We start from the raw sequence: 22,648 nt of genomic DNA on the forward strand, positions 1-22,648 counted from the left end.
AGCCTGGTCGAAGGCCCCGGTCGGCTCTATCCTTTCGCTGTCAAGCGAAAGGTGCGGCATGCGGATCGAGGTCACTCCGGCCGACGTGGCCGCCAGTCGGTACGCCGTCTCCCCGCTGGGCGAGACGGTGTCCGCGTTGCGGCTGCACGCCGGCCAGCGAGCCTCCGACGGGCTGGGGCCGTGGGTGGCCCGGACCAGGCCCGCGTACGAGCGGCTGCGCCGGGAGGTGCCGGCGGTCGGGGCGTTGCTGGCGCTGCTGCGTCGCGGCGGCTACAACGCCGACTTCATCCAGCCTCCGCCGGACGGCACGGCCCGGGACTTCCACGGCGAACTGGCCGCGGTCCGGGCGACCCCGTTGGCGCAGGCCCGCGACGAGTTGGCCCGTAACCTCGCCGGGCCCCGCGCCACTCCACCGGCGTACGCCCGCCGGATCTACGCGTCACCGAACGTGGTCGACCTGATCGCGGACGCGATCGAGGAGTCCTGGAAGGCGCTGGTCGAGCCGGACTGGCCGCGCCTGCGCGCGATCCTGGAGCGCGACCTGGTGCGTCGGGCGGGTCGCCTGCTCGCCTACGGCTGGGGTGCGGCCGTCGCCGACCTGGATCCTCGGCTGCGCTGGATCCCCGGTGACGTCGGCGTCATCGAGATCAACGACACCGACCCCGACACCCACTCGCTGGCCGGTCGGGGCCTGCTCTTCGTACCCACCGTCTTCGGCACCCTGATCGCGTACGTCGAGCAGCCCTGGCCGTACGCGATCGTCTACCGGGCCTCCGGGGTGGCCGAGTTGCTCGGGCCGCCGGACCCGGCGCGGCCCGACGACGCCCTGGATCGGCTGGTCGGCCGCTCGCGGGCGGCGGTGCTGCGGGCGCTCGCCCTGCCCGCCACCACCAGTCAACTCGTCGCTCAACTCGGGCTCAGCCTCGGCGGTGTCGGCGACCATCTCACGGTGCTGCGGGAGGCCGGGCTGGTCAGCCGGATCCGCACCGGCCGGGCCGTGCGCTACCGGCGCACCCCGCTCGGTGACGCGCTGTGCGCCGACTGATCCGCCTCAGCCGCCTGAGGCGCGTCACCCGACTGAGGCGTGTTAGCAGGGGACCCCTGCTCTACCGGAGGCGTTAAGAAGGTGCCCTTCCTTCCCGGACGGCGGAGCGGACGAGGGGAAGGACGCGGTACGGGATCTGCTCGTCCAGGGCGATGATCGTGGAGGCGCGGCGGATGCCCTCGTACGCGACGATCTGGTCGATCACCCGTTGCAGGTCGGCGTTGGAGCGGGCCACGATCCGGCAGAGCAGGTCGCTGGAGCCGGTGATGGTGTGCGCCTCCAGCACCTCGGGAATCCCGGCCAGGTGGTTGGCCACCGGGACGTGCCCGTGCCGTTGACTGATCTCCAAGGTGACGAAGCTGGTCACCGTGAACCCGATCGCGGCCGGCGACACCTCCGGCCCGAATCCGCCGATCACCTTCCGGTCGACCAGTTTGTCGAGCCGCGCCTGGACGGTGCCGCGAGCCACCCCCAGGCGACGGGAGCACTCCAGCACACCGATCCGCGGTTCCGCGGCGAGCAGTTCGATCAGGCTGACATCGAGCGCATCGAGCTGTACATCCTGTCCAGGGTTCACGGCTGAACACCCTACTTGTTGTGCAACCTGACCAGCGATAGAGCTGACAGTTGCTCAGTGAGCGGGGTCACGGTGATAGTCCGGGGAACGAGCACAGCGTCGGCCGAGCAGGCCGGCCGGTACGCAAGGGAGGCCACCATGACCCAGGCGATCGACCGACCCCAGTCGACCGACGACGTCGACGTCGATGCCCTCGTCGGCGCCGTCGACCACGACATCGCCCATGACCCGTTCCCGGTCAAGGGCCTCGACCACGTGCACTTCCTGGTCGGCAACGCCAAGCAGGCCGCGCACTACTACTCCACCGCCTTCGGCATGACCTGCGTGGCGTACCGGGGCCCGGAGCAGGGCCACCGCGACCACGCCCAGTACGTGTTGACCAGCGGCTCGGCCCGGTTCGTGCTCACCGGCGTGGTACGCCCCGACGCCGACGGCGCCGAGCACGTGGCCAAGCACAGCGACGGTGTCTCCGACATCGCGCTGGAGGTGCCGGACGTGGACGCCGCGTACGCGCACGCCACCGCGCAGGGCGCGACCGGCCTGCTGGAGCCGCACGACGTCAGCGACGAGCACGGCACCGTCCGGATGGCCGCCATCGCCGCGTACGGCGACACCCGGCACACCCTGGTCGACCGGTCCCGCTACACCGGCCCGTTCCTGCCCGGCTTCGTCGCCCGCGGCCCGATCGTGGACCGCCAGCCGATGATCGACGCCGGCATCCAGCCGAAGCGCTTCTTCCAGGCCGTCGACCACGTGGTCGGCAACGTGGAGCTCGGCAGGATGGACGAGTGGGTCGAGTTCTACAAGCGGGTCATGGGCTTCACCAACATGGCCGAGTTCATCGGTGACGACATCGCCACCGACTACTCGGCGCTGATGAGCAAGGTGGTCGCGAACGGCACCCGCAAGGTGAAGTTCCCGCTCAACGAGCCGGCAATCGCCCGCAAAAAGTCGCAGATCGACGAGTACCTGGAGTTCTACCAGGGCCCGGGCGCGCAGCACATCGCCGTGGCCACCAACGACATCCTGGCCAGCGTCGACGCGATGCGGGCGGCCGGCGTCGACTTCCTGGACACCCCGGACTCGTACTACGACGACCCGGAGCTGCGGGCCCGCATCGGTGAGGTACGCGTGCCGATCGAGGAGCTGAAGGCCCGCAAGATCCTGGTGGACCGGGACGAGGACGGCTACCTGCTCCAGATCTTCACCAAGCCGGTGCAGGACCGCCCGACCGTCTTCTTCGAGCTCATCGAGCGGCACGGCTCGCTCGGCTTCGGCAAGGGCAACTTCAAGGCCCTCTTCGAGGCGATCGAGCGTGAGCAGGAGAAGCGCGGCAACCTGTAACACTGTCGAGCGTGACCCAGCCCTCACCCCACCCCACGTCGCCGGTCGGTGGCGGCTCACCGATCGGTGGGCCGCCGCCCGTCGCCGGTGACGCCCCGCCGCCCACCGGTTCCCCGCCGCAGTACGCCCCACCCCCCGCGGGTTGGGCCGGCCCGCCACCCCCGCCGGGCGTCCCCGGTGGCCCGCCACCCGGCTGGCCGCCGGGTCAGCCACCACCCGGCTGGTCCCCAGGTCAACCGCCCCCGGGCTGGTCCCCGGGTCAGCCGCCGCCGAAGTGGGCGGGCGGGCCGCCACCGCCGGTGCTCGGGCCGGGTGGGCAGCCGTTGGCCAGCTTCGGTGACCGGCTGCTGGCGTACCTGATCGACACGGCGATCGCCACCGCCGTGCTGCTGGTGCTGTTCACGCCGATCTTCCTGGCATTCACGGCCTGGCTCGTCACCAACCTGCCGGAAATGAACCCGGACGGCACGTTGGCGGACCCCACCCCCGCCGACGTCATCACGGAGATCCTGCTGCCGATGCTGCTGCTCCAGGTCGCGCTGTTCGCGCTCATGTTCGCGATCTACTGGCTGTACCACGTCGAGTACCTCAAGCGGACCGGGCAGACCATCGGCAAGAAGGTGATGAAACTGCGGGTCGTTCCGCTCGATCCGACCGCCACCCTCGATCGACGGATGGCAGGGAAGCGGTACCTCGTGGAGTTCGTGGGCGGGTCGCTGGTGCCCTTCGGCAGCTACCTCGACGGGCTGTGGCAACTGTGGGACAAGCCCTGGCAGCAGTGCCTCCACGACAAGTTCGCCGGGACCGTCGTCGTTAAGGTGGCCAGGTGACCGAGCACAGCAAGGCCGCGCCGTGAGCGTGGCACCCGGCTGGTACGTCGACCCCGCCGACCCGCAAACCCGCAGATACTGGGACGGCGAGGGCTGGATCGGCGCGCCCATCCCGGTCGACGCCACCCCACCCGAGGGCCCACCCCCGCCCGAGCCCGAACCGACACCGGAACCCGAGCCGGTGACATCGGCCACCCCGCCCGGCACACCAACCACCCCGCCCGGCACACCAGCCACCCCGCCGGGCACACCGGTCGGGGGCCCACCCCCGGGGCATCTTCCACCCGCTGGCTGGCAGCAGTGGCCGCCGGCCGGCGATCCGCGGCACGGGCCACCGCCCGGCTGGCCGTACCCGACCTGGCCCGGACGGCCACCGGAGCCCCGGCCGCACGGTATGCCGCTGGCCGGCTTCGGCGCTCGACTCGGTGCCAGACTCATCGACTTCGGCATCGTGTTCATGCTCAACGTGCTGGTCAACGGCTGGTTCGTCGCGCGCCTGCTGGACGAGATCTCGGTGCCGCTCAACGAGTTCGGCCGCCGTCTGCAGAACCCGGAACGCAACACCGAACCGCTGCCGCAGGCCGGCGACCAGACCGGGTCGTTGATCGTGGTGATTCTGCTGATCGCCACGATGCTCTGGCTGGCGTACGAGGTGCCGTCGATGGCGGCCAGCGGGCAGAGCTTCGGCAAGCGGCTGATGGGCATCCGGGCGGTACCGGTCGAGGCGGACGCCCCGCTCGGCTTCGGCCGCGCGCTGCGTCGGTGGAACACCCTCGGTCTGCCCACCCTGCTCTGGTACTGCTGCGGCCTCGGTCTGCTGCTCCAGTTGATCGACGCACTCTCCCCGCTCTTCGACCACCCGCTGCGACAGGCGCTGCACGACAAGCGGGCGCAGACCGTGGTGGTCAAGGTTCCCCGTACCCCCGCCGACGGCGCCAACCCACCCGGAGATGCCCCATGACCGACACCGGACGCCAGCCGACAGTGCGGCTGACCCGTGCCGACCTCGACGCGCTGCCCAACTACGTGCCCGGGCGCAGCCCGGCCGACCTGGCTCGCGAACTGGGTCTGCCGGAGGCCATCAAGCTGGCCAGCAACGAGGTGCCGTACGGCCCGCTGCCCGGTGTGGTGGAGGCGGTCGCCGAGGCCGCCGCCGGGGTGCACCGTTACCCGGACATGGGCGTGGTGGCGCTGCGCCAGGCGCTGGCCGACCGGTACGGGGTGGACCCTGACCGGATCGCCACCGGCTGCGGCTCCGTGGCGCTGGCCGAGCACCTGGTACGCGCCACCTGCCTGCCCGGTGACGAGCTGGTCTACGCGTGGCGGTCGTTCGAGGCGTACCCGATCATCGCGGCGACCAGCGGCGCGACCAGCGTGAAGGTGCCCAACGACGCCGGGCACGGGCACGACCTGGCGGCGATGGCCGCGGCGGTGACCGACCAGACGCGGATGATCCTGGTCTGCAACCCCAACAACCCGACCGGCACCGCGCTGGGTCGGGCGGAGCTGGACCGCTTCCTGGACGACGTGCCGGACGACGTGCTGGTGGTGATCGACGAGGCGTACCGGGAGTTCGTCACCGACCCGGAGGTGCCCGACGGGCTGAACTACGTCGACCGGCCCAACGTGGCCGTGCTGCGCACCCTGTCCAAGGCCTGGGGGCTGGCCGGTCTGCGGATCGGTTTCCTGGTCGCCCAGCCGCAGGTGGCAGCGGCGGTACGCAAGGTCGTCACGCCCTTCTCCAGCAGCATGGCGGCCCAGGCCGGGGCGCTGGCCGCGCTGGCCCAGGCCGACGAGATGGAGCGGCGGTGCGCCCTGGTGGTGGCCGAGCGGGAGCGGGTCACCGAGGCGCTGCGCAAGCTGATCCCGGACGTGCCCGCCAGCCAGGCGAACTTCGTCTGGCTGCCGCTGGGCGAGCGGGCGCTGGAGTTCGGCAAGGCGTGTGAGGCTCGGGGCGTGATCGTCCGACCGTTCCCGGGTGACGGGGTCCGGGTCACCATCGGCACCCCGGCCGAGAACGACGCCTTCCTGGCCGCCGCCGAGGTCGCGCTGAGCTGAGCCCGGCTCCCGAGGCCGTACCGGGCCGGTCCGCCATCCCCCAGCGGACCGGCCCGGAAGCCCACCACCAGCACCATATGTCTTTTTTGTCCGCTTTGCGGATATTTGTGCGCTGATCAGGTCGCGGCGATGATCAACGGTTCTGCGGTGAAGTAGTAAGTGTGATCGTCCCCATCGGGGTCGACCGGCCGCCGCAGCCGCTCCACCGTGACGTATCCGTCGGCTGCGTACACCGACCCGGGCAGCCACCCGGTGCCGTCGGAGCCCACGTTCAGGACGAACCGGGACAGCTCACGACCGCTGGCCGCGTCCAACGTGACCAGCTCGTTCCCCACGGTCAACACATGGACCCGGTCGGCTTGAACGGCGATCAACCGGCCCGGCCCGACCGACGCCCGCCAGCGCTCAGTGCCGTTGCGCACCGCGCGGCCGACGACCAGCCCGTCCGTCAAGGTCACGGCCGTCCCGTCGAGCAGTTCGGCGTCCGCTGCGTCGAGCACCGCAGCCGCAACCGGCTTACCGGAGCCGAGCAACCAACCCCGGGTCGAGATGCCGTCCGGACCAGCGGTACGCAACGCCGCGCAGCCCGTCGGAGCGCAGCCGATCAGGGTCGCCGTCAGCTCGTCACCGGCGTCCGGAGGACGCCACCGGTCGCCCACCTTCCCGGTCGCCGCGTCCCGGAACTCGACCACCGTCGGCCCGGCACAGCGGTCCAGGGTGAGCAGTTGGCCGTCGGCGCTGCCGCCGACCGGCTCCCGGCAACCACGCCCCACCTCGGCCTGCCACAGTTGCGCACCACCGGCCAGGTCCACCGCCCGCACCTCGCCGGAACCGGAGGTCACCACCGCATCCCGGCCGTCGGCCGTCCGGACCACGGAGACACCACGCGGCTGCCAGACGATCGCCGACCCGGTCCGGCGGGTGACCCGTTCCCGCTCCGGCTCGGGGCCGTCCGCGCGCCAGATGACCTGACCGGTACGCGCGTCGAGGGCCACCAGCCTGCCGTCGGACCACCGGCTCACCACAGTCGTACCGCTCGCCACCACCGCGTCCACCGTCGCCGGCCACCGGCGGTACGACCAGTACGGCGTGCTCCGGTGCCGACCGTCGGCCGGCTGATCGGCGTAGACCTGGCGCTGTGCCGCGTACACCCGCAGCCGGCCGTCCACGATCAGCGGGGCGACCGGCAGGCGGCCCACCACCCCGGGTGCCGGCTGGCTGCGCGCGGGGTAGTCGCCTCGGGCGGTGGTGCTGACCTCGGCCGGCGCCAGGACGCGGTACGCGACGAGCGCGAGTGCCGCCGCGACCCCGGTCGCCGCCACCGCTGCCACGATCCGCCGCTGCCCCGTCGTCCACCCCATGCCGTACCTCCCCGCCCGGCACCCTACCCACCAGTCGGAACGGCCCGGATGCTGCGGTCAGGCTGCGCTGCGGCGGAGGTCGGCAGCCGACCCGGCGAGATCATGATGCGGGGCCCCGGGGCAGATCGTCCGCCCCGGAGACCCTGGGCGGTCAGCGGGCGAAGTCGCCGTCGCGGATCGCACCGACGAACGCGCTCCAGCCCCGAGGGCTGACCTTCAGCACCGGCCCGGCCTGGTCCTTGGAGTCACGTATACCCACCACACCGCGGCGGCGGACCAGGTTGTCGGCCACCTCCACGCAGAGCCCCTGGTCATTGGAGCGGCTGCTGGTACGCCAGACCGCGCCCACGAGATCGTGCATCGTCGTCATCTCCCTCGGCTTCGACATGCCGCCCCGCCGCGACCGGACCGACCGGAACGGGGGGCGCCGGTCAGCCCGGCGCGACGTGGCGACGGAATTCCGAGGCGATCAACGAGCGGTGACGGGACTTGTTCGCACAGCCGGTGCGATAGCGGGAGACCTGTCGGAAAGGGGTCAGCGAGCCGGCACGATCGTGCCCGTAACCTCGGCCAACGTGATGGTGGAGCCGTCCGGTCCGGGTGCGGTGGCGGTGATGGTCACGGTGTCGCCGTCGAGCAGGAAGGTGCGTTCCGCCCCACCCACGGTCACCGGCTCGGCACCGCCCCAGGTGAGCTCCAGGAACGAGCCGACCTGGTCACGCCGGTCACCGGAGACGGTGCCGGAGGCGTAGAGGTCACCGGTACGCAGCGAGGCGCCGTTGACGGTCAGGTGGGCCAACTGCTGGGCCGGCGTCCAGTACATCCCGGCGAACGGCGGCTCGCTGACCGTCTCGCCGTTCCACTGCACGGTCAACCGCAGGTCCAGCCCGACGTGCGGGTCGTCGCGCAGGTAGTCGAGGACCGCCGGGTCCTGCTCCGGCGCGGCGACGTACGCGTTCCGCAGCGCGTCCAGCGGGGTCACCCAGGCGGCGATCGAGGTGGCGAACGACTTGCCCAGGAACGGGCCCAGCGGCTGGTACTCCCACGCCTGGATGTCCCGGGCCGACCAGTCGTTGACCAGCACCACGCCGAAGATGTGCTCGTCGAAGTCGGCGACGGCCACCCGGGCGCCGAGCGGACTCGGTACGCCGACCACGAACCCGACCTCGGCCTCGATGTCGAGGCGTACCGACGGGCCGAAGACCGGCCCGTCCTTGCTCGGCCGCTGGCCCTGCGGGCGTACCACCGGGGTGCCGGAGACCACCACGGTGCCGGCCCGGCCGTGGTAGCCGATCGGCAGGTGCTTCCAGTTGGGCAGCAGCGCCGGCTGGCCGGGCCGGAAGATCTGGCCGACGTTCGAGGCGTGCTGCTCGGAGGAGTAGAAGTCCACGTAGTCGGCGACCTCGATGGGCAGTTCCATCCGGACCTGCTCCAGCGGCACCAGCAGCGGCTCCACGGCGGCCCGGTGGGCCGGGTCGGTGAGCAGTTCGGTGATCCGCTGCCGTACCGAGGTCCACTGCGGACGCCCCAGCGCCAGGAACGTGTTGAGCGTCGGCTCGCGCAGCGCCCCGCCGGCCAGCACCAGACCGGCGGCCTCCGCGGCGGCCAGGTCCAGAACCACATCGGCGATGCGTACGCCGATGCGCGGTTCCCCGTCACCGACCCGGAACACCCCGTACGGCAGGTGCTGGATGCCGAAACCGGACCCTTCCGCGCCCGCCACCCAGCTCACTCGCTCGCTCATGCCTGATTTCTCCCGTTCACCAGCCCCAGCCGGATCAGATCGGTAAGTGGTTCCACGATGCTGCACGAGCCGAAGCCCACCCACAGCGGACGCGCCAGGTCGTGCCGGCCCTCGAACTGCTGCACCAGGGGTCGCTCGTCGCGGACCGTGAGCAGCTCGGTCACCGCCCCCACCGCGGCCCCCTCGGCGGCGGCAAGCGTCGCGGCCAGCACGTTGGCGAAGCCGTGATGGGTGATGCCGGTTTCCGGGTCGAGGTGGCGCACCGCGTGGTGCAGCCCCGCCGTCAACTTGAACGGCAGCTGCCGGTCCCGGCAGGCGCAGATGACCGCAGCCAGCTCGGCGGGAGTGGGGAACAGCTCGGCGGCCAACCCGCCGGTACGGAACTTGGCGGCGACCGGCAACCCATCGGAGCGCGCCTCGGCCAGCGTGTCCAGGGCGGCGGTCAGCCCGAACGTCAACGGGATCTCCGCGAAGACGGCGACGTCGTCCAGCCGCTCGGTGAGCTTGATCAGCTCGGCCAGGCCGGGCTGCGGGTCCTCGCCCCGCTTGGCGACCGGGGCCTCCACCTGCCGGACGGTCACCCCGAGCGGCGGCAGGAACGACAGCGCGAGGGGCAGCCGGTCGAGGCCGGTGTCGCCGATCAACCCGATCACGAAGCCCTCGGCCGGGTCGACCAGCCCGCTCAGTTCGCCCGCCGCAACCTTCGAGGCGGGCAGCAGCAGCGGGCCGACGAGGTCGGCGTACCAGTCGGCGCGGTGTCGCCGGTGGGCGGCGACGGCGTCGGGCAGCGACGCGCTGCCCGGCGGGAAGACGGCGGCATCGTCGACCAGGCCGGCGACGAGTGCGGGCAGCTGCGTTGACACGAGACAAGAATGTACGGGACGCTACAAGGAGCGGACAACAGCGTCCGATAATCGGACGCATCAAGCTGGTGACCGGGAGGCGACATGCCGTACTACCGCAGCGTCGGCGAACTGCCGCGCAAGCGCCACACCCAGTTCCGGCAGCCCGACGGCAGCCTCTACACCGAGGAGTTGATGGGCCAGGAGGGCTTCTCCTCCGACTCGTCCCTGCTCTACCACCGGTACGCCCCGACCGCGATCGTCGCCGCCGAGGAGTTCACCCCGCCGGCCGTGACCCGGGTGCCCAACCTGCCGCTCAAGCCCCGGCACCTGCGCACCCACAAGCTCGACGGCACCGGGGCCGACCCGATCCTGGGCCGGCGTTACCTGCTCGCCAACGACGACGTACGCATCGCCTACGTGCTCGCCGACCAGCCGTCCCCGCTGTTCCGCGACGCCACCGGCGACCACTGCCTGTACGTCGAGGCGGGCACCCTGCGGGTCGAGTCGACCTTCGGCGTACTGGACGCGGTGGCCGGCGACTACGTGATCATTCCGACCTCGACGGTGCACCGGCTGGTGCCCACCGGGGACACGCCGACCCGGCTGCTGGCCGTCGAGGCGACCGGCCACATCGGCCCACCGAAGCGCTACCTCTCGGTGCGCGGCCAGTTCCTGGAACACTCGCCGTACTGCGAGCGGGACGTCCGGGGACCGGACGCGCCGCTGCTGGTCGAGGAGACCGACGTAGAGGTGCTGGTCCGCCACCGTCGCGGCTGGACCCGCCACGTCTACGCCAACCACCCGTTCGACGTGGTCGGCTGGGACGGTCACATGTACCCGTGGGCCTTCTCCATCCACGACTTCGAGCCGATCACCGGCCGGATCCACCAGCCGCCACCGGTGCACCAGACCTTCCAGGGCCCGAACTTCGTGATCTGCTCGTTCGTCCCCCGCAAGGTCGACTACCACCCGGACGCCATCCCGGTGCCGTACCACCACCACAACGTCGACTCCGACGAGATGCTCTTCTACACCGGCGGCAACTACGAGGCGCGACGCGGTTCCGGCATCGAGCAGGGTTCCATCTCGCTGCACCCGTCCGGCTTCACCCACGGCCCCCAGCCCGGTGCCGCGGAACGCTCGATCGGTGTCGACTTCTTCGACGAGTTGGCCGTCATGGTCGACACCTTCCGCCCGCTCGACCTGTGCGACGCGGCAGCCGACTGCGAGGACGACGCGTACGCCTGGACCTGGTCCCGCCGCTGACGAAGCAGGGGCCCCTTGTTAACGCCTCGCGAGGTGAAGGGGCCCCCTGTTAACGGGCAGCCGGTTGTTAGCGCGCAGCCGGCGTTGGAGCTGCGCACGTCGCACCAACGCCAGGCCCGCTGCCTGCCGCACGGCGAGGGCGGGGCTCAGGCCACCGGGCGCGAGACGATCGTCAACTGGGCGACGGTGGCGATGCCGATGGAGAGCACCAGCGGCCAGGGCGTGCCGACCAGGGCGTAGAGCAGGATCAGCGCGGGCGCGGCGGCTGCCGCGTACACGGCCAGGACCAGCGGACGGTCGGTTCGCCGCAGTACCGGCAGCACCGTCCGGGTCAGGCCGGGCAGCCGGGACGCGTGCCGCCAGAGCACGATGCCCCCGCCGGCGGCCGCCAGCACCGCCATGAACCGGGAGAAGCCGGAACCGGTGGTCGCCGAACAGGCGATCACGAGGGCGGCGACCATCGACCAGCCGGCGCCCCAGAGCACGAACTGCCGCAGCGCCGCCGGCACCGGACGACGCGCGACGAACGGACCGGTACCGGCCCGGCCCGCATCCACCGGCCCGCCGAACCGGCCCGGCTCGGGGAACTCGGCCCCACCGTGGCTCGGCTGCTCGCCACCGTCCTGGGGACCGGGCCCCGGGCGGCGCTCGCCGCTAGGCGTGTCCCACCCCGCAGGCGTCCCGCCCGGCCAGGCGCCCCCGTCGGCCGGCCCGCCCGGCCCGGTACGACCCTCGGTGGGCCAGCCGGGCCCGGTACGACCCTCGGTCGGCCAGCCGGGCTGCTGGTCGGCGCCCGGACCGGTGGGCGGGTGCGGACCCTGCCGGGGCAGGTCGTCGGGAGCCGGTTCCGGACGGTTCACCTCGGTCCGGCGGGGATCGGTCGGCGGCAGCGTCGGCACGGCGGCCTCGGCCAGTTGCTCCAGCGTGGTGCTCCAGCGTCGCTGTTCCAACCGCAGCACGCCGACGTCCTCGCTCACCTCGGCCAGTCGCGGATCCAGTCGCAACGCCTCCCGGTAGGCCCGCTCGGCGAGATCGAACATTCGCATGTTCGCCGCCACCAGGCCGAGCACCAGGTGCCCCTGCGGCTCCTCGGGTGCCAACTCCACCGCGTGCCAGGCGGCGTTCAGGGCCGGCTGGCCGTTGCGGGAACCCGCCAGAATCGCCGCCGCGCTGCGCTGGGCGTACGCGTCCTGCGGGCCCAGGGCCAGGATCTCGTCGGCGGTACGCGCGGCGTCGCCGTACCGTTCCAGGTCGCCGAGAGCCAGGCCGCGCAGGACGAGCGGGGGAACCTGCCCGGGTGCGGCGGCAACGGCGGATTCGGCGGCGGCCAGCGCCTCGACGGGCCGGTCCGCGGCCAACTGCACCCGGGCGAGCATGACGAGCGTTTCCACGTGGGCGGGGTCGAGGGCGAGCGCGAGACCGAGCTCATCGACCGCTTCGTCGTAGCGGCCCAACTCGGCGAGGAGGGTGGCGCGCTGAAGGTAGCCGTCGGCGGCGGGCGGGTCGGCGGGGACGTCGGCGGACATCGCGCGAGCCTAGGCGCTCGGCTGGGCGTACACCAAGGCCACCGCGATCCCGGCGAGTCCCTCGCCGCGCCCGGTGAACCCCAGCCCGTCGGTGGTCGCGGCGGACAACGTGACCGGGGCGCCGACCGCCTCCGACAGCACCTGCTCGGCCTCCTCCCGGCGTGGACCGATCTTGGGTCGTACCCCCACGACCTGCACGGACACGTTGCCGATGGCGAAGCCGGCGGCGCGGACCCGGCGCGCGGTCTCGACCAGCAGACGTACCCCGCTCGCCCCGGCCCACTCCGGCTGCCCCACCCCGAAGTTCGCGCCGAGGTCACCCAACCCGGCGGCGGAGAGCAGCGCGTTGCAGGCGGCGTGCGCGGCCACGTCGGCGTCGGAGTGCCCGGCCAACCCGTCCTGGTCCGGCCAGTGCAGGCCGGCCACCCAGCAGGGTCGGCCAGCCTCGAAAGCGTGCACGTCCGTGCCGATGGCCACCCGAGGAACGATCATGAATCGAGGGTACGCGTCCGGAGACCGGTCGCCAGCAGGTGCTCAGCCAGCGCGAGGTCGAAGGGGCGGGTGATCTTCAGGGCGTGATCCGAGCCGGGAACACAGAACACCGGTACGCCCTGCTTCTCCACCAGCCCGGCGTCGTCGGTCAACGCGTCACCGGCGGCGGCGTGTGCGGCGGCCAGTACCGACCGTCGGAACCCCTGCGGGGTCTGCACCGCCCGCAGCGCTCGCCGGTCGACGGTGCCGAGCACCAGTTCGTCCGCGTCGACTTCCTTGATCGTGTCGACCACCGGCAGCACCGGGATGACCGCGTCGTGGCCCGAGCGCACCGCAGCCGCCACCGACTCCACCAGGGCGGGCGGGGTCAGGGCGCGGGCCGCGTCGTGCACCAGGACGATGTCGGGCCCGGCGGGCACGGCGGCAAGGGCGGCGGCCACGGACTCCTGCCGTTCGGCCCCACCGGGCACCACCGTGACCGGGGCGATCGGCGCGAGCAGCTCACGTACGGCCGCGACCTCGGCGATCGGGGCGGCCACCACGATGGTGTGCACCGATGCGGCGGCGGCCAGCCGGCGGACCGCGTGCACCAGCAGCGGTTCCCCGGCCAACAGCCGCAGCGCCTTGGGTCGACCGGGGCCGAGGCGTACGCCGGCACCGGCCGCAGGCACGAGGACCGCGACGTCACCGCGCGGATTCAGCTGCGCGGTCACGTCGCGGTCCTCGATGGTTTCTTCGCTACGAAGTGGGTACGACGATGCTGTGCGGACTAGGCCTCGGTCAGCACCTTGTCGAGCAGCGTCTCCGCCTCGTCCTTGGTGCTCTTCTCGGCCAACGCGACCTCGCCGACGAGAATGTCGCGGGCCTTGGCGAGCATGCGCTTCTCACCTGCGGAAAGGCCCCGCTCCCGCTCCCGGCGCCACAGGTCGCGGACGACCTCGGCCACCTTCAGCGGATTGCCGGAGGCCAGCTTCTCCAGATTCGCCTTGTAACGTCGCGACCAGTTGGTCGGCTCCTCGGTGTGCGGAGCCCGGAGAACGTCGAAGACCTTGCCGAGGCCCTCTTCGCCCACCACCTCGCGCACACCCACGATCTCGGCGTTCTCGGCAGGCACCCGGACCGTCAGGTCACCCTGCGCGACCCTCAGGACGAGGTACTGCTTGGGCTCGCCCTTGATGACCCGAGTCTCGATTGCCTCGATGAGTGCGGCCCCGTGGTGGGGGTAAACAACGGTCTCGCCGACACTGAAAACCATAGGTTCGAAACCCCTTTCGCTGTGTCTAGGGTAACACGCTCAGGCACCGATGTCTCACCGCTGTCCTGACCGTTGGCGCAGCTCAGGGGCCCTGTGAGAGGTCTTTCTTCGGCTTGACATATGACCGATCCGATGATTCGAGCACGCTCTGTAATCTGAACATGACCGATCGGGCATGGCCGACGAAAAAGCCGTGAACCTCGGCGTGCCCGTCAATGATCAACCCACCAATGATCAATACGTCTGCAGACCAATACCTCTACGTCAGCGATTTCGCCCACGCCAGAGATCAAGTACCTCATTGCTCAGACACCCAATGATCAGGCACTCAAAGATCAAGTAACCAGAGATCAAAGGCTACGCACCCACCCCATGATATCCCGCCGTACCCAAGTGTGGGCAGCGGTAGCGGGACCGGGCGCAGTACGGGACGCTGGAGAGGCCACTGTCCGCGTACCCAGGAAGCACCAGGGGGTCGTGATGGGCAAGGCTGACGCCGACGGTCCCGGGCTGCCCGACCTGCCTCCCGAGTGGGGTCGGGTGGTCGTACCGGACGACGCCTCCGCGCTGGCCGCCGAGGCCGAACAGGTCCGCCGTGAGCTGCGGACGCAGGTGGTGAGCCGATCCCGTTGGTGGCGACCCCCGACGGTGCCCGTGCTGGTGCTGCTCGTCGCGGTCATCGCCACCGTCGCCGGCCTGGTCACCGTCACCTGGCCCCGGGCCGGCCGGGGCACTCCCGAACCGACCACGGCCGGGCCCGAACCCACACCCGCCCAGTTCAACGGCAGGGCGTTGCCCGCGCTGGACCTCGTCGACGCCGAACAGTCGCCGGTGCCGCTGCGTGGGCTGCTGCCGGCGGTGGTGCTGCTGGTCGACGGGTGCGCCTGCCCGCATCGGGTCACCGAGGCGGCCGCAGCGGCACCCGTCGGCGTCACCGTCGTCACCGTCGCGGGGCAGAGCCCTCGGGCGGCTCCTGCGGGCAGCAACGCACACGCCCTCGGCGACCCGGCCGGGGGACTGCGCGCCTTCCTGCACCTGCCGGCCCGCCCGGACACGGCCACCGCCCTGCTCGCCGACCGCACCGGTCGAATCGTGCTGGTGGTCCCCGAGGTCGGTTCGATCGCCGACTACCAGCGGGAACTGGCCGCCCTGGCCGGCTGACGCCCGCCCGCTCAGGACGGGTCGACCAGGCGGGCCACCAGTTGCAGCGACGCCGCACCGGCGGTGGAGAACAGCACTGTCACGTTCGCGCCCGTGCCGACCATCTCCGTCGTGATCACCGTGCCGTCGCAGCCCACCGTCATCGGATCGCCCGCTCTGGCGCCAACGACGGTGACCAGCAACTCGCCGGGACCGGTGCAACTGAAGATCAGCACGTTCCGCTCGCCGCGATCGAGCCGGGACTCCCGGGCCAGCGCCGTGCCCGCGTCCAGCGAGGCCCGCTCGGTCCACACCGCCGCTTGTCGACCGATGCCCCGTCCCGCACCAGGGCCGGCGTCGCTCTCGGAGACCGTCCCGATCACCTGCCCGGTGTGCGGGTCCACAAGTACCGCGCCGGTGGTGGACTCGATCACGATCGACGAGGATGCGCCCGGCTCCTGTCGGAACCTGCTCCGGTCGATCCGATCCTCCTGCCAGAAGGAATCCTCCGACGCGGCCTCGAGGCGCTCCCCCGCCGGCGGCGACGCCGGGGCTTCCACCCGCCACCACCAGCCGCCCAGGGCCAACGCGACGACGCCGACCCCGACCAGCAAGGCCCCGCGCAAGCGGTAGATGGCATCGACGTCCACGCCTAAAGGGTAGCCGCTACCGTACCGCTCAGACGTGACGTTCCAGCAACGCTGCGTAAAGGGTCAACCCGGGTCCAAAGGCGAGCATCACCACTCGACGCGGCGACGGTGCGTACCGCAACAGCCGGTCGAGGATCAGCAGCACGGTGGGGGACGAGCAGTTGCCGTGCTCCGCGAGGGTCTGCCGCGAGGCGGCCAAGGCGGCAGAGGCCAGGGCCAGCTCCCGCTCGACCACGTTGAGGATGCGCGGTCCCCCCGGGTGCACCGCCCAGCCGTCGACGTCGGACAGCCGGCTGCCGTGGCTGGTCAGCAACTCGTCGACCAGGCCCCGGACGTGTGCCGAGAGCACCTGCGGCACCTTGGGGGACAGCCCCATCCGGAAGCCGGTGTCGGTCACGTCCCAGGTCATGTGGTCGGCGGTGGACGAGTCGGTGACCGAGGTGACCGCGCGCACCGCGTACCCACGGCCGCCGGGAACCACCACGGCGGCGACGGCGGCATCCGAGAAGAGCGCATGCGAGATGATCTGCTGGGTGTCCACCCTCGCCGACGACGGTTGCAGATGCAGGCTGGTCAGCTCGGCGCAGAGCAGCAGCGCCGGCCGTCCCCGTGCGGTCACGAAGTCGCTCGCCGCGCCCAGCCCGGGCAACGCCGCGTAGCAACCCATGTGACCGACGAACATCCGCTGGGTCGACGGGGCCATGCCCAGGTCCCGGGCGAGCAGGATGTCCAGCCCCGGCGTCGCGTACCCGGTGCAGGAACAGACGACGAACAGCCCGATGTCACCGGCCGCCAGCCCGGCGGCGGTCAACGCCCGACCGACCGCCTCCTTGCCCAGCGGCAGCGCCTCGACCTGGTAGCGGCGCATCCGCCGCTCGGTCGGCCAGTCGGAGACGTCCTCGATCAACGGGTTGACCGCGGCCTGTCGCCGGTCGACCCCCGAGTTCGCGAAGATCCGCTCGGCGAGCGCCCGGGTGCTGCCGGAGTAGTGCCGGGAGAAGAACCGCTCCCACAACTCGTCCTGGTCCGCCGACGGCGGCGAAGCCGTGCCCAGGCCCGCGATCACCGGTACCGACACGGCTTCACCCTCCTTCTGGTCGGACTTACCACCCTCACCAACGAGGGGCCGAGCCCTCACGGTCCGGGTCACCACCGAGGGCGGCGACACCGAGCCAGTCGGCACAGACATCAGAGGTGGCCGGATGCAGCGACCCGCACCGGGCGTCCCGGTAGAGGCGCTCCAGCGGATGGCCACGTCGGGTGGCGGAGGTGCCCGCCGCCTCCAGCACGGATGCCGCCACGTCGGCGGCGGTCGTACCGGCCAGCAGCTTGGCCCGCCACACCCAGCGGTTGGTCTCCGCGTCACCGGGTGCCTCGTCGACCCGGCGGGCCGCCTCGGCCACCGTCAACTGTGCCGCCGCCACGGCGGCGTCGGCCCGACCGAGGCGGGCGCGCACCGCCGGCAGCCCGGCGAGGTTGCGGGCGTTGAGGTGCTCCGCCGCCGCGTCGATCGCCGCCCGCGCCACCCCGACGTAGACGGCGGCGTAGCTGGCCACCAGCCAGTGCGGCATGAGCTGGGCGACCACCAGGGCCAGACCCTCCACCCCGCCGAGCAGCCGATCGGCCGGCACCGTGACGTCCAGGTGCAGGTCGTGCGAGGCGGTGGCCCGCATGCCCAGGGAATCCCAGGTCGGTTCGACGGTGAGACCCTCCCCCGCCGGGACCAGGAACTGCGAGACGATCGACGGGTCGGTCGCGCTCCGGGCGGCCACCAGGTAGCCGTCGGCGTGACCGGCACCGGAACAGAACGTCTTGCTGCCCTTGATCCGCCAGCCGCCGTCGACCGGCTCGTACACCGTGCTGAGCTGGGACAGTCGGGCGCCGGCGCCGCGTTCGCTCATCGCGACGGCGTACCACGCCCCGTCGGCCGCCGCGCGCAGCAACCGGTCCCGGGCGGCAAGCGCCTCCTGCGGTACGCCGAGCGCCTCGGCCAGTTCCTCGGTGACCGCCCCCAGCGCGCCGGTGACCGAGGCGTGCATGTTGAACACAAGTGCCGTCGCGCCGTTGCCCCGGGCCAGCTCGGTGGCGACGGCCGCGTACTCGGCGAAGGTGGCGCCCGCACCACCCAGCTCGGCGGGGACCATCAACCCGAACAGCCCGGCCGCGCGCAGATCGGCGAAGTCATCGGCCGGGAACGAGCCGGCCTGGTCATGCTCGGCGGCCCGAGCCGCCAACCGGGGCGCCAACCTCCGAGCCGCGGCCGCTCCCGCTTCACCCATGCCGGCGCTCCGCATCGGCGCGGGCCACCGCGCCCCGCCGACCAGCCACCCGATGACGCTCGTTCATGGAACCCTCCTCGGCCATCCCCATACCCCCCGTCGAGTTCCGCTATCCGTCGCGTACCCCGCGCCCCTGGTAGAGCACCGCGGCCGACGCGGTCGGCACGATGCGCGGCACCTGGTCGGACGGCGTCTCGATGCCGCGAGCCCGGCGGAGCAACCAGCGCAGCAGGCCGGGCACGGCCGGGCGGACGCCACGCACCCGCAGGTCCACCCCGTGTCGGGCGCACTCGGCGACCAACTCACGATCGTCCACGAACAACCGTGGGTCGTGGATGCCACGCGGCACGGTCGGCAGCCGTTCGGCGATCCGGACCGCGACCAGCCGACTCAGGGCGGTGTCGTTGAGCGTGTCGAGCACGAGCAGGCCGCCCGGTCGCAGCAACCGGCACGCCTGCGCGACCGCGGCGCGCCAGTCCGGGACGTGTTCCAGCAGCTCACCGGCGGCGACCACGTCGGCGCAGCCGTCGGCGAGCGGCACCGCCGTGGCGTCACCGTTGACCACTGTCACACCGTGGTCGGCCGCCTGGCTCAGCGCCGAGCGGGTCAGGTCCACCCCGACGTGCCGGTAACCCTTGCCGACCAGGTGCGGGGCGAGCAGGCCAGCACCGCAACCGAGGTCGACCAGGAGCGCGCCGGGACGCGTCGCCGGGGGCACCAGGGCCGCCCGGGCCTGGGCGAGCCAGTGCAGCATGGCGAAGGCGCCGTCCGGCCGCCACCATTCCCCGGCCAGGTCGTCGTACTGGCGCGGATCGTTGCGGGGCAGGCTCAGGCCGGCATCACGCATGACATCGAGCGTGGCACGACTGACGGGTAACGACCAGACTTCCGTTATGTCGTCGACGGTGTTAGGGCTGGTCAGGGCGAGCCATCCGGAGCCGACGGCGGCAGTCACCACAGTGGCCGCCCTGCTCGCCGCCGGTATCGGTCACCCGCCCCAGGGCATCGCCACGGTGGCGATCACCGTGGCTGCCAGTCAGTTCGCCGTCGGCTGGACCAACGACCTGGTCGACGCCGACCGGGACGCGTTGGTCGGCCGCACCGACAAACCGGTCGCGGCCGGGCTGGTCAGCCGCCGACTGGTGGCGGTGGCCGCGACGGTGGCCGCCACCAGCACCGTGGCGCTGGCGCTGACCACGAACCCGGTGGCCGCGCTCTGGGCCACCATCGGGCTGCTCTCGGCCCTGCTCTACGACTGGCCGCTGAAGTCGACGGCGATCTCGGTGCTGCCGTACGCGATCTCCTTCGGCGCGTTGCCCGCCTTCGTGGTCCTGGCCCTGCCCGGCGCACCCGCCCCGCCCGTCTGGCTGGTCGCCGCCGCAGCTCTGCTCGGCGCGGGCGCACACTTCGCCAACGTGCTGCCCGACTTCGCCGACGACGCCCGGACCGGGGTACGCGGGCTGCCACACCGGCTGGGTCCGGCGGGGAGCCGGTTGGCGGCCGTCGGGCTGCTGGTCGCGGCGACCGGCACGCTGGTGCTCGGCCCGCCCGGCCCGCCGTCGGGCGTGGGCCTCGCGACCGTCGCCGCCGCCCTGATGATCACCGCAAGCGCCTGGTACGCCGGTCGCAGCGCCGAACGAGCCGGTGTCCGCCCGGTGGCCGCCTTCCGGGCGATGATGTTGGTAGCGCTGATCGATGTCGTGCTGCTGGTCACGAGCGGTCGGCTGGTCTGAGCCTCACCCTGGCAGGTGGCTGCACCGGGTCGGCGTGCGGGCCACGATCAGCTCCAACTACCCTGGAGCGCGGTCTGCGCGGGCATGGCCAGCGGGTCCGGCGGGTTAGCCGGGTAGTGATCGTGACGAGGAGGACCGACGTGACGCGCTCGATCAGGGGATCCCGGCGAGCTGCCGTACTGCTGCCCGGAATCGCGGCGGCAGCGGCGCTGCTGCTGTCCGGGTGCGGCGCCGGCCAGATCTCCGAGACGGCCAACAAGGTGCCGTCGGTCCAGGGCGTCAACCTCCAGGGCGCCGAGGGCAAGTACGGCGTGCTGGGCGTGCTGGTCGCGTACCCCGGTGTCGAGGGCTACCAGGCCGGCGACAACGCGGTGCTGAACGCGGTCTTCTACAACGACACGCACAACCCGGTCACCGTGACGGTCACCTCGCCGGACGCCCGCGAGGTCGTGCTCACCACGGTCCGCGCCGCGACCAGCCCGTCGCCCACCGCCAGCCCGTCGCCGACCGGCTCGCCCTCGCCGACCGGTTCCCCGTCGCCCGACGGCTCCCCCTCGCCCGACGACTCGCCGTCGCCGGACCCGACCTCGTCGCCGGACACCCAGCCGGCCCGGATCGAGATCCCGCCGCTGAGCTACGTGCAGCTGAACACCGAGGGTGACCGGGTGCTCCAGCTCATCGGGCTGAACGGGGCCCTGCTCGCCGGCCAGAACGTCACCGTCAACTTCGACTTCGGTGGCGGCGACCAGATCACCAGCCCGGCCCCGGTGGCCGTGCCGCTCACCCCGCCGCCGCCGCCCTCGCCCATCATCGAGCGGCACACCGAGTTCGAGGGCGAAGGCGGCCACTGACCCACCGAGCGGCAGGTCCCGCCCGAGCGAATTCCGGCGCCGCCGGCGTGGTGACCCCATGCCGGCGGCATCGTCGTCGTACCCGGGGGTTAGCGTCGCTGGGGTGAGCATCTCCCGATCGACTCCGGCCCGAGGCACCGCCGGTGGGCGCGGCAAGGCTGCCGGCCGCGAGCCCCGGCCCGCGTACGAGTGCGACGCCTGCGGCCACCAGCCACCGAAATGGGTGGGACGCTGCACCGAATGCGGCGAATGGGGCTCGGTGGTCGAGTGCACGATCACCGGTCCCACCGTGTCGGGACGGGTGGTCAGCTCCCGGATGCCCGCCGAGCCGGCCCGGCCGATCGCCACCATCAGCGCGGCACCGGCCCGGGCCCGGCCCACCGGCGTCAGCGAGCTCGACCGGGTGCTCGGCGGTGGGCTGGTGCCGGGGGCGGTGGTGCTGCTCGCCGGTGAGCCCGGTGTCGGCAAGTCGACCCTGCTGCTCGACGTCGCCCAGCAGTGGGCGGCCGGTGCGGGCAGCCCGTCGTTGGTGGTCAGCGGCGAGGAGTCGGTCAGCCAGGTGCGGCTGCGGGCCGAGCGGATGGGCACCCTGCACGACCAGCTCTACCTGGCCGCCGAGAGCGACCTGGCGGCGGTGCTCGGTCACCTCGACGCCGTCAAGCCCGGCCTGCTGGTGCTCGACTCGGTGCAGACCATCTCCACCACCGGCACCGAGGGGGTGCCCGGCGGGGTCACCCAGGTCCGGGCGGTCACCGCCGCGCTGGTCTCGGTCGCCAAGGAGCGCGGGATCGCCACCGTGCTGGTCGGCCACGTCACCAAGGACGGCCAGGTGGCCGGCCCTCGGGTGCTGGAGCACCTGGTCGACGTGGTGCTGCACTTCGAGGGCGACAAGCACTCGTCGCTGCGGATGGTACGCGGGGTCAAGAACCGTTTCGGCGCGGCCGACGAGGTGGGCTGCTTCGAGATGCACGAGGGCGGCATCAGCAGCCTCGCCGACCCCTCCGGGCTGTTCCTCACCCGCTACGCCGAGCCGGTGCCGGGCACCTGCGTGACGGTGGCGATGGAGGGGCGGCGGGCCCTGGTCACCGAGGTGCAGGCGCTGATCGGTGCCACGGTGGCCGGCTCACCTCGGCGTACCGTCTCGGGTCTGGACTCGGCCCGCCTGGCGATGGTGCTGGCGGTGCTGCAACGCCGCACCGAACGGCTCACCCTGCACGACCGGGAGGTCTTCGCGGCCACCGTCGGGGGCATCCGGGTGGTGGAGCCGGCGGCAGATCTGGCGGTCGCGCTCGCCGTCGCCTCCGGCGGCCTCAACCTGGCCATCGCACCCCACCTCGTGGCGATCGGCGAGGTCGGTCTGACCGGTGAGGTACGCCGGGTGGGCGCGGTGCCCCGCCGGCTGACCGAGGCGGCCCGGCTCGGCTTCCGGCTGGCCCTGGTGCCACCGGGCTGCGGGCCGACCAGCACCGGCGCCGGCCCCGACCAGATGCGGGTGATCGAGGTCGACAACGTCCGTTCGGCGCTTCAGGCGGCAGCCCGGGCATCGGCGGAATGAAAGCCACGTCCCGGGTGATTCCGCCCGGCCCGGACGGAGGGACGGATCGTGACACATCACAGTAACCACAGGAGCACCCACCGCACGGCAGTCCGTA

General features: G+C 72.2%; 22 protein-coding genes and 1 pseudogene. 10 read left to right on the forward strand and 13 right to left on the reverse strand.

The genetic code is table 11. The annotated features are described in order from the left end of the window. Positions 1 to 58 precede the first annotated feature (58 nt). Positions 59 to 1,045 (forward strand): ArsR/SmtB family transcription factor, encoded by a 987-nt coding sequence (locus tag JMF97_RS20950; RefSeq protein WP_203223075.1) that lies wholly within the window; start codon positions 59 to 61, stop codon positions 1,043 to 1,045. Between the two features lie 73 nt (positions 1,046 to 1,118). On the opposite strand, the gene JMF97_RS20955 is transcribed toward JMF97_RS20950, so the two are convergent. Further along, the gene (locus tag JMF97_RS20955; protein WP_203223076.1) at positions 1,119 to 1,622 is read right to left on the reverse strand and encodes an Lrp/AsnC family transcriptional regulator; all 504 of its coding nucleotides are present in this window, start codon (positions 1,620 to 1,622) and stop codon (positions 1,119 to 1,121) included. 138 nt (positions 1,623 to 1,760) lie between these two features. On the opposite strand from JMF97_RS20955, the gene hppD reads away from it, so the two are divergent. The 4 genes from hppD to hisC are packed head-to-tail and all read left to right on the forward strand — an operon-like array spanning position 1,761 to position 5,854. Further along, positions 1,761 to 2,966 carry a 4-hydroxyphenylpyruvate dioxygenase gene (gene hppD / locus JMF97_RS20960; protein ID WP_203223077.1) on the forward strand — a complete coding sequence of 402 codons (1,206 nt, stop codon included), beginning with the start codon at positions 1,761 to 1,763 and terminating at the stop codon, positions 2,964 to 2,966. An 11-nt stretch (positions 2,967 to 2,977) separates the two neighbouring features. Continuing rightward, entirely contained in the window at positions 2,978 to 3,796 is an 819-nt protein-coding gene (locus tag JMF97_RS32050; RefSeq protein WP_307817029.1) for an RDD family protein, read from the forward strand. Between the two features lie 22 nt (positions 3,797 to 3,818). Continuing rightward, on the forward strand, positions 3,819 to 4,757 hold the full coding sequence (locus tag JMF97_RS20970; protein ID WP_203223078.1) for an RDD family protein: 939 nt from the start codon (positions 3,819 to 3,821) through the stop codon (positions 4,755 to 4,757). Continuing rightward, entirely contained in the window at positions 4,754 to 5,854 is a 1,101-nt protein-coding gene (gene hisC / locus JMF97_RS20975) for a histidinol-phosphate transaminase (protein WP_203223079.1), read from the forward strand. The genes JMF97_RS20970 and hisC overlap by 4 nt, the downstream gene beginning before the upstream one ends. Before the next feature lie 116 nt (positions 5,855 to 5,970). Here the strand turns inward: hisC and JMF97_RS20980 are convergent, their stop codons facing one another. The 4 genes from JMF97_RS20980 to JMF97_RS20995 form a co-directional block, all read right to left on the reverse strand. Further along, positions 5,971 to 7,215, reverse strand: coding sequence for an outer membrane protein assembly factor BamB family protein (locus tag JMF97_RS20980; RefSeq protein WP_203223080.1), 1,245 nt, complete (start codon positions 7,213 to 7,215; stop codon positions 5,971 to 5,973). Between the two features lie 151 nt (positions 7,216 to 7,366). Beyond that, a complete protein-coding gene (locus JMF97_RS20985; protein ID WP_203223081.1) occupies positions 7,367 to 7,576 on the reverse strand; it encodes a DUF397 domain-containing protein in 210 nt (69 codons plus the stop codon). A gap of 174 nt (positions 7,577 to 7,750) precedes the next feature. Next, positions 7,751 to 8,947 carry a fumarylacetoacetase gene (gene fahA, locus JMF97_RS20990; RefSeq protein WP_203223234.1) on the reverse strand — a complete coding sequence of 399 codons (1,197 nt, stop codon included), beginning with the start codon at positions 8,945 to 8,947 and terminating at the stop codon, positions 7,751 to 7,753. An 8-nt stretch (positions 8,948 to 8,955) separates the two neighbouring features. Then, entirely contained in the window at positions 8,956 to 9,822 is an 867-nt protein-coding gene (locus tag JMF97_RS20995; RefSeq protein ID WP_203223082.1) for a hypothetical protein, read from the reverse strand. Between the two features lie 84 nt (positions 9,823 to 9,906). Here JMF97_RS20995 and JMF97_RS21000 point away from each other — a divergent pair, with 84 nt between their 5' ends. After that, positions 9,907 to 11,070 carry a homogentisate 1,2-dioxygenase gene (locus JMF97_RS21000; protein ID WP_203223083.1) on the forward strand — a complete coding sequence of 388 codons (1,164 nt, stop codon included), beginning with the start codon at positions 9,907 to 9,909 and terminating at the stop codon, positions 11,068 to 11,070. Between the two features lie 878 nt (positions 11,071 to 11,948). On the opposite strand, the pseudogene JMF97_RS31445 reads toward JMF97_RS21000, so the two are convergent. The 4 genes and pseudogenes from JMF97_RS31445 to JMF97_RS21020 all read right to left on the reverse strand — a co-directional run. Continuing rightward, positions 11,949 to 12,596, reverse strand: a pseudogene (locus JMF97_RS31445) (tetratricopeptide repeat protein); the annotation flags it as partial. A gap of 9 nt (positions 12,597 to 12,605) precedes the next feature. Further along, positions 12,606 to 13,088 carry a 2-C-methyl-D-erythritol 2,4-cyclodiphosphate synthase gene (gene ispF, locus JMF97_RS21010; protein ID WP_203223085.1) on the reverse strand — a complete coding sequence of 161 codons (483 nt, stop codon included), beginning with the start codon at positions 13,086 to 13,088 and terminating at the stop codon, positions 12,606 to 12,608. Further along, entirely contained in the window at positions 13,085 to 13,801 is a 717-nt protein-coding gene (gene ispD / locus JMF97_RS21015) for a 2-C-methyl-D-erythritol 4-phosphate cytidylyltransferase (protein WP_203223086.1), read from the reverse strand. Before ispD ends, ispF begins: the two co-directional genes overlap by 4 nt. A gap of 56 nt (positions 13,802 to 13,857) precedes the next feature. Further along, positions 13,858 to 14,343, reverse strand: coding sequence for a CarD family transcriptional regulator (locus JMF97_RS21020; RefSeq protein WP_007073334.1), 486 nt, complete (start codon positions 14,341 to 14,343; stop codon positions 13,858 to 13,860). A 480-nt stretch (positions 14,344 to 14,823) separates the two neighbouring features. Between JMF97_RS21020 and JMF97_RS21025 the strand changes: the two genes are divergently transcribed. Further along, entirely contained in the window at positions 14,824 to 15,504 is a 681-nt protein-coding gene (locus JMF97_RS21025) for a hypothetical protein (protein WP_203223087.1), read from the forward strand. 11 nt (positions 15,505 to 15,515) lie between these two features. On the opposite strand, the gene JMF97_RS21030 is transcribed toward JMF97_RS21025, so the two are convergent. The 4 genes from JMF97_RS21030 to JMF97_RS21045 form a co-directional block, all read right to left on the reverse strand. Next, positions 15,516 to 16,133, reverse strand: a complete 618-nt coding sequence (locus tag JMF97_RS21030; RefSeq protein WP_203223088.1) for a hypothetical protein — start codon at positions 16,131 to 16,133, stop codon at positions 15,516 to 15,518. Between the two features lie 28 nt (positions 16,134 to 16,161). Continuing rightward, entirely contained in the window at positions 16,162 to 17,211 is a 1,050-nt protein-coding gene (locus JMF97_RS21035) for a type III polyketide synthase (protein WP_203223089.1), read from the reverse strand. Positions 17,212 to 17,245: 34 nt separating this feature from the next. Beyond that, entirely contained in the window at positions 17,246 to 18,412 is a 1,167-nt protein-coding gene (locus JMF97_RS21040; protein WP_203223090.1) for an acyl-CoA dehydrogenase family protein, read from the reverse strand. 109 nt (positions 18,413 to 18,521) lie between these two features. Beyond that, the gene (locus JMF97_RS21045; RefSeq protein ID WP_203223091.1) at positions 18,522 to 19,259 is read right to left on the reverse strand and encodes a methyltransferase domain-containing protein; all 738 of its coding nucleotides are present in this window, start codon (positions 19,257 to 19,259) and stop codon (positions 18,522 to 18,524) included. On the opposite strand from JMF97_RS21045, the gene JMF97_RS21050 reads away from it, so the two are divergent. The 3 genes from JMF97_RS21050 to radA all read left to right on the forward strand — a co-directional run bounded on the left by JMF97_RS21050 (position 19,258) and on the right by radA (position 22,551). Further along, positions 19,258 to 20,145 carry a UbiA family prenyltransferase gene (locus JMF97_RS21050; RefSeq protein WP_238359762.1) on the forward strand — a complete coding sequence of 296 codons (888 nt, stop codon included), beginning with the start codon at positions 19,258 to 19,260 and terminating at the stop codon, positions 20,143 to 20,145. The two genes, JMF97_RS21045 and JMF97_RS21050, sit on opposite strands and share 2 nt — an antisense overlap. A 140-nt stretch (positions 20,146 to 20,285) precedes the next feature. Next, positions 20,286 to 20,996, forward strand: coding sequence for a hypothetical protein (locus JMF97_RS21055; RefSeq protein ID WP_203223093.1), 711 nt, complete (start codon positions 20,286 to 20,288; stop codon positions 20,994 to 20,996). Between the two features lie 103 nt (positions 20,997 to 21,099). Continuing rightward, the gene (gene radA, locus JMF97_RS21060) at positions 21,100 to 22,551 is read left to right on the forward strand and encodes a DNA repair protein RadA (RefSeq protein WP_203223094.1); all 1,452 of its coding nucleotides are present in this window, start codon (positions 21,100 to 21,102) and stop codon (positions 22,549 to 22,551) included. Positions 22,552 to 22,648 lie beyond the last annotated feature (97 nt).

The organism is Micromonospora fiedleri, assembly GCF_016774385.1.
GTDB lineage: Bacteria > Actinomycetota > Actinomycetes > Mycobacteriales > Micromonosporaceae > Micromonospora > Micromonospora gifhornensis.